At 71.6% G+C, this 12,331-nt stretch carries 1 protein-coding gene (only partly in view); it reads left to right on the top strand.

The features are described from left to right. Positions 1 to 12,331, top strand: part of the annotated coding region (locus D7V80_RS15105; RefSeq protein WP_120588829.1) for a non-ribosomal peptide synthase/polyketide synthase (this coding region is incomplete at its 5' end). 22,986 nt of the annotated region lie to the left of the window's left edge; 12,331 of its 35,317 annotated nt are in view.

Here is a 12,331-nt window from a genome sequence, read left to right as displayed (position 1 = left end):
CGTCATCGGCGAGAGCACGAACTACCCGCTGTCGGCCACGGTGTACCCGGGCCGTGAGCTCCAACTGCACCTGGCCTACGACGAGAACCGCTTCGACGCGGACGCCATGCAGCGCGTGCTGGGCCAGTGGAGTCAGGCGCTGGAGTCCCTCATCCAACCTGGGGCCCGGCTGACGGACGTGTCCCTCCTCCCGGCCGAGGACCGCGCCTGGCTGCTGCGCACCGGCACCGGCGACGTCGTGGACTTCGAGCGCGACGCCACCGTGCACGCGCGCTTCGAACGGCAGGCCGCCGCGACGCCGGACGCGGACGCCCTGGTGTTCGAGGAAACGACGCTGTCCTTCCGGCAGCTCAACGCGCGAGCCAACCGGCTCGCCTGGCACCTGCGGTCGCTGGGTGTGGGCCCCGAAGTCACGGTGGGCCTGTGCCTGGAGCGGTCGGTGGAGGCCGTCGTCGCGCTGCTGGCGGTGCTCAAGGCAGGCGGCGCCTTCGTGCCGCTGGACCCCAAGGCTCCGGCCGCGCGCAAGTCGTTCGTCCTCAAGGACAGTGGCGCGAGCGTGCTGGTGACGACGCGGGCGCTGCAAGAAGCATGGAACCCGGAGGTGCCCCACCTGGTGCGGCTGGACGCAGAACCTGTCGGACTGTCGGACAGGTTTTCGGACAACCTGCCGCCAGCGGCGGGGCCGGCGAACCTCGCCTACGTCATCTACACGTCCGGCTCCACGGGCACGCCCAAGGGCGTGATGGTGCAGCACCGCTCGGTGATCCACCTGCACCTGGCGATGACGCGGAGCATCTACGAGGAGCTGGCGCCCGCACAGCGCATCACCGTGAACGCGCCGCTGTACTTCGACGCGTCCATCGAACAGGTGATCCAGCTGCTGGACGGCCACTGTCTGGTCATCGTCCCGGAGGACGTGCGCCTGGATCCGGAGGCCATGCTCGACTGGATGGAGCGTCAGCGCATCCACCTGCTGGACGGCACGCCGTCGCAGATCAAGCTCCTGCTGTCCGCGGGAATGCTGGAGCGCGCCCATGGCCCCGTCCGGTTCTCCATCGGCGGCGAGGCGATGGACGAGGTGACGTGGCGGCAGCTCGCTGCGGCGAAGCACGCACGCGCCTACAACGGCTACGGCCCCACGGAGGTCACCGTGGACGCGACGACCATCGCCGTCCAGGGCGCGACCCAGCCGTTGCCCGTCATCGGCCGGCCGATCACCAACCTGCGCGCCTACGTGCTCGACGCGAACCTGCGTCTGGCACCCATCGGGACGCCGGGCGAGCTGTGCCTCTCCGGTGAAGGCGTCACGCGAGGCTACCTGGGCCAGCCCGCGCTCACGGCCGAGCGCTTCCTGCCGGATCCGTTCAGCACGGAGCCCGGCGCGCGCATGTACCGCACGGGCGACAAGGCCCGCTGGCGCGAGGACGGCACGCTCGACTTCATGGGCCGCCTGGACTTCCAGGTGAAGCTGCGCGGCAACCGCATTGAGCTGGGCGAAATCGAAGCCACGCTGCGCGCGCACCCGGGCATCCGGGACGCGGTGGCGCAGGTGCACGACGACCGGCTGGTGGCCTACGTCGCCCCCCCGGTGGACACGTCGCCCCTGCGCGAGCACCTGCTCCGTCACCTGCCGGAGTACATGGTGCCCGCGGTGTTCATCACGCTGGACGTCCTGCCGCTGACGCCCAACGGCAAGGTGGACCGCAAGGCGCTGCCGGCACCGGAAGCCGCGCCCGCCACGGAGCGCGTCATCGAACCGCCCGCGACGCCCACGGAGGCGGCGCTGATCCCGCTGTGGAGCGAGGTGCTGCGCGTCCCCGCCGTGGGACGCCACGACGGCTTCTTCGAGCTGGGTGGCCACTCATTGCTGGCCACGCAGCTGGTGTCGCGCGTGCGCAAGCACTTCGGCGTGGAGTTGCCCCTGCGCGCCCTGCTGGAAGGACCCACGGTCGCGGCACTGGCCGAGCGCATTGACGCCCTCCAGCGGCCCGCGTCCGAGTCCCAGGAAGCCCCCGCGTCCGCCCTGCCCTCGCTGGTCCGCACGGAGCGGCCGGACGTGCTGCCCCTGTCGTTCGCGCAGCAGCGGCTCTGGTTCCTCGAGCAGCTGGGCACGGTAGGCAACGCCTACAGCCTCCCGAGCATGCTGGAGCTGGATGGCACGCTGGACATCATCGTGATGCTGGCCGCGTTCGACGAGCTGGTGCGCCGCCATGAAGCGCTGCGCACGACCTTCCGTTCGGACGAAGGCACGCCGTCGCAGGTCATCCATCCGCCCTTCCCCATGCCCCTGAGGAACGTGGATCTGTCCGCGCTGCCCTCGGCGGAAGCGCGCGACGCGGAGGCGTCGCGGCTGGCGCTGGAGGAGGCCCGCACCCCGTTCGACCTGGAGCAGGGCCCGCTGTTCCGGGGGCTCCTGATGAAGCTGGGGCCCACGAAGCACCGGCTGCTGCTCAACACGCACCACATCATCTCCGACGGCTGGTCCACAGGCGTGCTGGTGCGGGAGATGGGCGCGCTCTACACGGCGTTCTCCGCGGAGGAGCCCTCGCCGCTGCCGGAGCTGCCGGTGCAGGCCGCCGACCATGCCCTCTGGCAGCGCGACTGGCTCCAGGGCGACGTGCTGGAGTCGCAGGTGGCGTACTGGCGCGGGCAGCTGGAAGGCGCCGCGCCCTACCTGGAGCTGCCCACGGACCACCCGCGTCCGGCGCGCCAGTCCTTCCGGGCCGGCGTGCAGCCCATGACCCTGCCGCGCGAGCTGAGCGAGGCGCTGGAGTCACTGGCGAAGCAGACCTCCACCACGCCCTTCATGGTGTTGCTCGCGGCCTTCCAGCTGCTGCTGCACCGGTACGCGGGCCAGGAGGACGTGCTCGTGGGGTCGCCCATCGCGGGCCGGCGTCACGCGGAGTCCGAGGACCTCATCGGCTACTTCGCGAACACGGTGGTGCTGCGCACGCGGGTCCGCGACACACTCCGCTTCCGTGAGCTGCTGGAGCAGGTGCGCGCCACGACGCTGGGTGCGTACGAGCACCAGGACCTGCCGTTCGAGAAGCTGGTGGAGGTGCTCCACCCGGAGCGAGACCTGGGCCGCACGCCGCTGTTCCAGGTGACCTTCACGCTCCAGAACGCACCCCTGCCGGAGCTGTCCCTGCCGGGGCTGACGCTGCGCCCGCTGGAGTCCACTCCGGAGGTCATCCTCTTCGACCTCCAGTGGCTGATGATGCGCACGCCGGACGGATTCGACGGCGGGCTCGTCTTCAACCAGGACCTCTTCGAACCGGCCACCGCGGCCGGCATGGCGGAGCACCTCCGCGTGCTGCTGGAGGCCGCCGTCCGGGCGCCGGACACGCGGCTGGGGCAGCTGCCCTGGCTCACGGAGGCCGAGCGCCAGCGGCTGCTCATCGGGTGGAACGACACCGCCCGGGACTACCCGCGCGACGCGTCCGTGGGCGCCCTCTTCGCGGAACAGGCCTCGCGCACGCCGGACGCCATCGCGCTGAAGTCCGGCGGGGAGACGTTCACGTACGCGGCGCTGGAGCGTGCGTCGAACCAGCTCGCGCACCACCTGCGGCGTCAGGGTGTGCGGCCCGGCCACCGGGTCGGCCTGTGCCTGGAGCGGTCGTTCGACCTCGTCACCGGTCTGCTGGGCATCCTCAAGGCGGGCGCGGCCTACGTGCCGGTGGACGCGAAGACTCCCGCGGAGCGCATCACCTGGATGCTCCAGGCGGCCAGCGTGAGCGTGCTCGTCACGCAGGAGGCCCTGGCGGATGAGCTGCCGCAGGTGACGGACCTCCAGGTCCTGCTGGACGCGGATGAAGCCCAGATCGCGCGTCAGCCTGAGACGCCACTGGACCTGAACGTGCACGCCGACGCGCTGGCCTACGTGATGTTCACGTCGGGCAGCACCGGCCGGCCCAAGGGTGTCAGCGTCCCGCACCGGGGCATCACGCGTCTGGTGCGCGGCGCGGACTTCATCCACTTCGGGCCCGAAGAGGTCTTCCTCCAGCTGGCGCCCATCGCGTTCGACGCGTCCACGCTGGAGGTCTGGGGCGCGCTGCTGAACGGCGCGACGCTGGTGCTGGCGCCGCCCAAGGCCTTGTCACTGGAGGAGACGGGAGCGCTGCTGCGTCGCGAAGGCATCACCACGCTGTGGCTCACCGCCGCCCTCTTCGAGCAGATGGTGCTCCACCAGGGCGACGCGCTGGCCCGGGTGAAGCAGGTGCTGGCGGGTGGCGACGTGCTGCCCGTGGAGCGCGTGCGTGAACACCTGAAGCGGCTGCCTCCAGGCGCGGTGCTGGTCAACGGCTACGGCCCCACGGAGAACACCACGTTCTCCGCCACGCACACGCTGCGCGCTGGAGACACCGTGGGCCGCTCGGTGCCCATCGGTAGGCCGCTGTCGAACTCCACGGTGTGGGTGCTGGACGCGGCGCTCCAGCCCGTGCCGCCGGGAGTGCCGGGCACGCTGTACGTGGGCGGAGACGGTCTGGCCTGGGGCTACCTCCAGCGCCCGGACCTCACGGCCGAACGCTTCATCCCCCACCCCTTCGCCACTGAACCCGGAGCGCGTCTCTACGACACGGGCGACCGCGTGCGCTGGCTGAGGGACGGGACGTTGGAGTTCCTGGGCCGCGGCGACTTCCAGGTGAAGCTGCGCGGCTTCCGCGTGGAGCCGGGCGAAATCGAAGCCGTGCTGCGCCAGTCGCCGGAAGTCCAGGAGGCGGTGGTCGTGGTGCGCGAGGATGCGGGCGACAGGCGCCTGGTGGCCTACGTCGTGAGCGAAGGCCTGGACACGGCTGCGCTGCGAGCGGCCGTGCAGAAGCAGCTGCCGGACTACATGGTGCCGTCCGCCATCGTGGTGCTGCCCAAGCTGCCGCTGAGCCCCAATGGCAAGGTGGACCGCAAGGCCCTGCCCGCGCCCCAGGCCCGTGCCACGGACAGCGCCACCTCCGCGCCTCGGAGCGAGCTGGAGAAGGCGCTCGCGGGCATCTGGGCGGAGGTGCTGCACCTGGACACCGTGGACATCCACGGCGACTTCTTCGAGCTGGGTGGGCACTCGCTGTTGGCCACGCAGGTGGTGTCGCGCATCCGGTCGACCCTGGGCGTGGAGCTGCCGCTGGGCGAGCTGTTCCGCGCGCCCACGGTGGCAACGCTGGCGGAGCGGCTGGTAAACGCGCGCCGCACCCAGGCGCCGCCGCTGGTCCGCGCCGAGAGGACGTCCGCGCCGCCGCTGTCCTTCGCGCAGCAGCGGTTGTGGTTCGTCGACCAGTTGGAGCCGGGCAGCCCGCTCTACAACATGCCGCTGGCGCTGAGCCTCACCGGCGACCTGGACGTGGATGCGCTGCGCGCAAGCCTGGACGCGCTGATGGCGCGGCATGAATCCCTGCGGACCACCTTCCGCATGGAGGCGGGCAAGCCCGTGCAGGACATCCACCCGGAGGGCCACGTCCCCCTGGAGCTGGTGGACCTGACAGGCCTGGGCAGCCGCGCCGCGAAGCAGGCCGAAGCCCAGCGCCTGGGCCACGCGGAGACGCTGCGCCCGTTCGACCTGACACGTGGGCCGGTGATCCGCGCGCTGCTCATGAAGCTGGATGCTCAGGAGCACGTGCTGGTGCTGCACCTGCACCACATCGTGTCCGACGGCTGGTCGCTGGGCATCCTCGTGCGGGAGCTCACGGCCCTCTACGAGGCCCGGCGTGCGGGCCGTTCCGCCGCCCTGCCGGAGCTGCCGGTGCAGTACGCGGACTACTCGGTCTGGCAGCGCGGCTGGCTCCAGGGCGGCGTGCTCCAGGCGCAGGTCGAGTGGTGGAAGAACCAGTTGTCCGGGGCGCCCTTCGTGCTGGACGTGCCCACGGACCGGCCAAGGACCGCCACCTCCACGCAGCGAGGCGGACTGGTCCGGCTGACACTGCCGCGCGTCCTGAGCGAGCGCGTGGACGCGCTGGCCCAGGCCGAAGGCGCCACGCCCTTCATGGCGCTGCTGGCGGCGTTCCAGGCCGTGCTGTCGCGCGTGTCCGGGCAGGATGACGTGCTGGTGGGCTCGCCCATCGCGAACCGCCGGCACGCGGAGACGGAGGGGCTCATCGGCTTCTTCGTGAACATGCTGGTGCTGCGTGGGCGCTTCAGCGCGAAGACGACCTTCCGCGAGCTGTTGGCCCAGGTGCGCGCCACCACGCTGGGCGCATACGAGCACCAGGACATCCCGTTCGAACACCTGGTGGAAGCGCTCCAGCCCGAGCGCGACCTGGGCCGCACGCCGCTCTTCCAGGCGATGTTCGCGCTCCAGAACGCGCCCGTGACGGAGCTGGCGGTGCCCGGCCTGACGGTGGGTCCGGCCTCCTTCGACGGCGGCAGCCCGACGCAGTTCGAGCTGGCGCTGGACCTGAACAGGACCCGAGACGGCTACGAGGGCCGCTTCCACTACGCCGCGGAGTGGTTCGACGCGGGCACCATCGAGCGGTTCGCCGCGCACCTGCGCCGCCTGCTGGAAGCCGTCTGCGACGCGCCGGACCTGCCGTTGGCGGACGTGTCGCTCGTCTCGCCGGAGGAGCTGGTGCGGCTGGTGCGCATGGGCGGCGGCGAGCTGCTCGACTTCGAGCGCGACGCCACGCTGCACGGCCTCATCGAGCGGCAGGTGGCGCGCTCGCCGGATACGCCGGCCGTGGTGTTCGGGGAGTCGGCGCTGACGTACCGGCAGCTCGACACGCGGGCGAACCAGCTCGCGTGGCGGCTGCGCTCCATGGGGGTGGGCCCGGAGGTGCGGGTGGCGCTGTGCCTGGAGCGCTCGGTGGAGTCCATCGTCGCGGTCCTCGCGGTGCTCAAGGCGGGCGGGGCCTTCGTCCCGCTGGACCCCGGAGCCCCGCCAGCGCGCAGGGACTTCGTGCTGAAGGACAGCGCCGCGGCGGTGCTCGTCACGACGGAGACCGCGTGCGGGGAATGGAGCCCCTATGGCGTCCAGGAAGTGTGGCTGGACGTGGAGCAGGCCGGCCTGGGCGCCCTCTCGCATGAACCCCTGCCCGCCCTGACGGGCCCGGAGCACCTGGCGTACGTGCTGTACACGTCCGGCTCCACGGGCAAGCCCAAGGGCGTGATGGTGCAGCACCGCTCCGTGCTCAACATGCACCGGGCCATGGGCCGCGCCTTCTACGCGGGCCAGCCGCGTGGACAGCGCATCAGCGTCAACGCGCCGCTGTACTTCGACGCGGTGATTGAGCGCTTGGTCCACCTCATCGACGGGCACTGCCTCCACGTCGTCCCGGACGCGCTGCGCCTGGATCCGGAGGCGATGCTCGCGTGGCTGGAGCAGCACCGCATCGACGCGCTGGACTGCACGCCCGCGCAGCTCAAGCCGCTCCTGGCGGCCGGCCTGCTGGAGCGGGCCTGGGTGCCGCCGGTCATCCTGACGGGCGGCGACGCGCTTGACGTGGAGACGTGGCGGCGGCTCGCGGCGACGGACCGCACGCGCGCCTTCAACGGCTACGGCCCCACGGAGTGCACGGTCGGCACGACGGGAGCCCCCATCCAGGGCAGCCCCCGGACGGAGCCCGTCATCGGGCGGCCGCTGGCGAACCTGAACGCGTACGTGCTGGACGCGAGGCAGCGGCTGGTGCCCTTCGGCATGCCGGGCGAGCTGTGCTTCTCCGGTGAAAGCGTCACGCGTGGCTACCTGGGCCGGCCGGACCTGACGGCCGAGCGCTTCGTGCCAGACCCCTTCAGCGCGGAGCCCGGAGCCCGCCTCTACCGTACGGGCGACAAGGGCCGCTGGCGGCCGGACGGGACGTTGGAGTTCATGGGCCGCCTGGACTTCCAGGTGAAGCTGCGCGGCTACCGCATCGAGCTGGGTGAAATCGAAGCCACGCTGCGCACGCACGCCGGAGTCCGGGATGCAGTGGCACTGGTCCGGGAGGACACGCCGGGCGATGCGCGGCTCGTGGCCTACGTGGTGACGGACGGCGACACGGAGGTGCTGCGCGAACACCTGCGCCGCCACCTGCCGGAGTACATGGTGCCGTCGGCCTTCGTCACCCTGCCCTCCCTGCCGTTGACGCCCAACGGCAAGGTGGACCGCAAGGCACTGCCCTCGCCGGAGGCGCAGTGGCGCGCGGCACGCTCGTACGAAGCCCCGGCGACGCCCGCGGAGGTGGCCCTGGCCTCGCTGTGGGAGGAGCTGTTGAACGTGCCCGTCGTGGGCCGCAACGACCACTTCTTCGAACTGGGCGGCCACTCGCTGTTGGCCACGCAGCTGGTGTCCCGCATCCGTGCCCGCTTCGGCGTGGACGTGGGCGTCCGGGCGCTGTTCGAGTCCCCCACCGTGGCGGCGCTCGCCCAGCGGCTGCCGGACGCGCCGGAGGCCAACGCCCTGCCACCGCTGCGTCCCGCGACGAGCCCCGGTCCGCATCCGCTGTCGTTCGCGCAGCAGCGGCTGTGGTTCATCGATCAGCTGGACCCGGGCAGCGCGCTCTACAACATGCCCACGGCGCTGCGCCTCTCCGGCGCGGTGGACGTGCCCGCGCTCCAGCAGGCCTTCGACGCACTGGTGGAACGCCACGAAGCGCTGCGCACCACGTTCGAGTCGCACGACGGCGAACCCCGTCAGCACGTGCACCCTGCCCCCACCGGAGTCCTGTCGGTGGTGGACCTGACGGGCCTGCCCGACGACGCGAAGGAAGCGGAGGCCGTGCGGCTCGCGAGCGAGGACGCGCTGACGCCCTTCGACCTCGCCACGGGTCCGCTCGCGCGCCTCACGCTGCTGAAGCTGGGCGAGCAGGAACACGTGTTGCTCCTGTGCCTGCATCACGCCATCGGCGATGGCTGGTCCATGGGCATCCTGGTGCGCGAAGTCACCGCGCTCTATGAGGCCTTCCGGCAGGGCCAGGCCTCGCCGCTGGCCCCGTTGGCGGTGCAGTACCCGGACTTCGCCGTGTGGCAGCGCGGCTGGCTCCAGGGCGAAGTGCTGGACGCGCAGCTTGGGTGGTGGACGCAGCAGTTGGCCGGAGCCCCGCAGGCGCTGGCCCTGCCCACGGACAAGCCGCGTCCGCCCCAGCGCTCCGCCAGGGGCGCGACGTTCCCGGTGCGTCTGTCGCAGTCGTTGAGCGAAGCCGTGGAGGCGCTGGCCCAGGCGGAAGGCGCCACGCCCTTCATGGTGCTGCTCGCGGCCTTCCAGACGCTGCTGCACCGGTACTCAGGGCAGGAAGACCTGCTGGTGGGCACGTCCATCGCGGGCCGGCGTCACGCGGAGACGGAGGGCCTCATCGGCTTCTTCGTGAACACGCTGGTGCTGCGCGCGAGGTTCGACGGTCGTCCATCGTTCCGGAAGCTGCTCTCGCAGGTGCGCACCACCACGCTGGGCGCGTACGAGCACCAGGACATCCCCTTCGAGCGGCTGGTGGAGGCCGTGCAGCCCACGCGCGACCTGTCGCGCACGCCGCTCATCCAGGCCCTCTTCGCGCTCCAGAACGTGCCGGACGCGGAGGTGCGCCTGCCGGAGCTGACACTGCGCCCGGTGGAGGTGGACCTGCCCACGACGAAGTTCGACCTGGACCTGACGCTGAGCCGCACCGAGCGGGGCTTCGAGGGCGACCTCTCCTACGCCACGGACCTCTTCGAGCCCGCCACGGCCCGCAGGCTGTCCGAGCACCTGGTCCAGCTGCTGGAAGGCGCCACCGCGAAGCCCGACGCCGCGCTGGACAGCCTGCCCCTGCTGACGGCGGAGGAGCGTCAGTGGGTGCTGGAGGAGTGGAGCGGCGAGACGGCCCTCTTCGACGCCGACCTGCCCTTCCACGCACGCTTCGAGCAACAGGTGACGCGCACGCCGAAGGCACCCGCCGTGGTGATGGGCGATACGACGGTGTCGTTCCACCAGCTCAACGTGCGCGCGAACCAGCTGGCGCATTTCCTGCGCACGCTGGGCGTGGGCCCGGATGTACCGGTGGCCTTCTGCCTGGAGCGCTCGCCGGAGGCCATCGTCGCGCTGCTGGGCATCCTCAAGGCGGGGGGCGCGTACGTGCCGCTCGACCCGGCGGCCCCTGAAGCGCGACGGGCCTTCATCCTGGAGAACAGCGGCGCGGCCGTGCTGCTGACCACCCAGGCGCAGATGGAAGCGTGGCAGCCGGCGGTGCGGCACGTGGTGCGGCTGGACGCGGACGCGCGGCGCATCGAAGCGTCCTCGCCGGCCAACCCGCGAGTGGCCACGCGGTCGGAGCACCTGGCGTACGTCATCTACACGTCCGGCTCCACGGGCATGCCCAAGGGCGTGATGATCCAGCACCGCTCGCTGGCGCACCTGCATCGTTCGCTGACGGAGGCCTGCTACACGCAGGCACCCAAGGTGATGCGGGTGAGCCTCAACGGGCCGCTCTACTTCGACGCGTCCGTGACGCAGCTGCTGTTGATGGCGGACGGCCACTGCCTGTGCATCGTCCCGGAGGCCGTGCGGCAGGATCCGGAGGCGATGCTCGCGTGGCTGGAGCAGCGCCGCATCGACGCGCTGGACTGCACGCCTTCGCTGTTCAAGCTGCTGCTGGAGGCGGGCTTCCTGGAGCAGGCCCACGTGCCGTCCATCTGCTTCATCGGCGGTGAGGCGATGGACGAGGTGACGTGGCGCACGCTCGCGGCCACGCACCGCACGAGGGCCTACAACGCCTACGGCCCCACCGAGGGCACCGTGGCGTCCACCACCGAGTGCATCCAGAGCACGGCGCAGCCCACGCCCGTCATCGGCCGGCCCATGCTCAACGTGGGCGTGTACGTGCTGGACGCGAACCTGAACCCCGTGTCCGTGGGTGTGCCGGGCGAGCTGTTCATCGCGGGCGAAGGCCTGGCGCGTGGCTACCGGAACCGGCCGGACCTCACGGCGGAGCGCTTCATCCCCCACCCGTTCAGCACGGAGCGCGGAGCCCGCCTGTACCGCACGGGCGACCGGGTCCGCTGGAAGCAGGACGGCACGCTGGACTTCATGGGACGCGTGGACTTCCAGGTGAAGCTGCGCGGCTACCGCATCGAGCCGGGCGAAATCGAGGCCGCGCTGCGCACGCACCCGGGCATCCGCGACGCGATGGTGCTCGTGCGCGAGGACGTGCCGGGAGTGCAGCGACTGGTGGCGTACGTGGCGCCGGAGGTGGACACCGCTCCGCTCCGGAGCCACCTCCAGCGCTCGCTGCCGGACTACATGGTCCCGGCCGCCTACGTCGCCCTGCCCGTCCTGCCGCTGACGCCCAACGGCAAGGTGGACCGCGCGGCGCTGCCCGCGCCGGTGGACGAAGCCACGAACCCCGAAGCCAGGGTCGGCCCCAGGGACGAACAGGAAGCGATGCTCGAGCGGCTCTGGGCCGAAGCCCTGGGCGTGGCCGCGGTGGACGTGCGCACCAGCTTCTTCGAACTGGGCGGGCACTCACTGCTGGCGGTGCGGCTGATGGCGGCGGTGCACCGGGAGACGGGCCGGAAGCTCCCGCTGTCGGCGCTCTTCCAGGCCCCCAGCGTGGAGCGGTTCGCGGTCCTGCTGAGTGAGGCCGAGCCGGAGGGGCCGAAGCCCTTCACGGCCCTGGTGCCCTTCACGAACCAGGGCACCGGCACGCCCTTCTTCTGCGTGCACCCGGTGGGAGGCAACGTGCTGGCCTACGCGGAGCTCGCGCGGAGGCTGGGACCGGATCAGCCCTTCTACGGCCTCCAGGCCCGAGGCTTGGACGGCACGGATCAGCCACTGGACACCGTGGAGTCCCTGGCCGCCAGCTACGTGCGCGAGGTGCGGAAGGTCCAGCCCCACGGCCCGTACCGCCTGGGCGGCTGGTCGCTGGGCGGCGTCATCGCCTACGAGATGGCGTACCAGCTGCGCGAGGCAGGTGAAGCGGTGGAGCTGGTGGCGATGATCGACTCGTACGTCCCGGAGACGGTGCCGGACTCGGAGCCGAACCTGGACCGCGCGCTGGCGGTGGGCCTGTTCGCGCAGGACCTGATGGGCGTGTCGCTGGCGGACCTGGACGTGGACACGGCGGAGCTGGAGCCCGAAGCGGTGCTCACGAAGGTGCTGGAAGCCGCGGCCCAGGCCGGAGCCCTGCCGTCCGGAGTGGACGCCACGGCCCTCTTCCAGGTCTTCGAGGCGAACCTCGAAGCGGCCCGGCGCTACCACCCGCCCGCGATGGATCAGCACGTGCTGCGCATCCACGCGGAGGAGCGGGACGAGACGCGCACGCCCGACGGCGGCTGGGCGGCACTGGTGGGCGAGCAGCTCGAATCGCACGAGCTGCCGGGCACCCACCACACGCTGCTGCGCGAGCCGACGGTGCAGGCCGTGGCGGAGCTGCTGACGAAGGCACTCCGCGACGCCAGCAAGGAGTAA

It is taken from the genome of Corallococcus sp. CA054B (genome assembly GCF_003611625.1).
GTDB lineage: Bacteria > Myxococcota > Myxococcia > Myxococcales > Myxococcaceae > Corallococcus > Corallococcus coralloides.
This window is presented reverse-complemented; position numbering and strand designations above follow the sequence as displayed.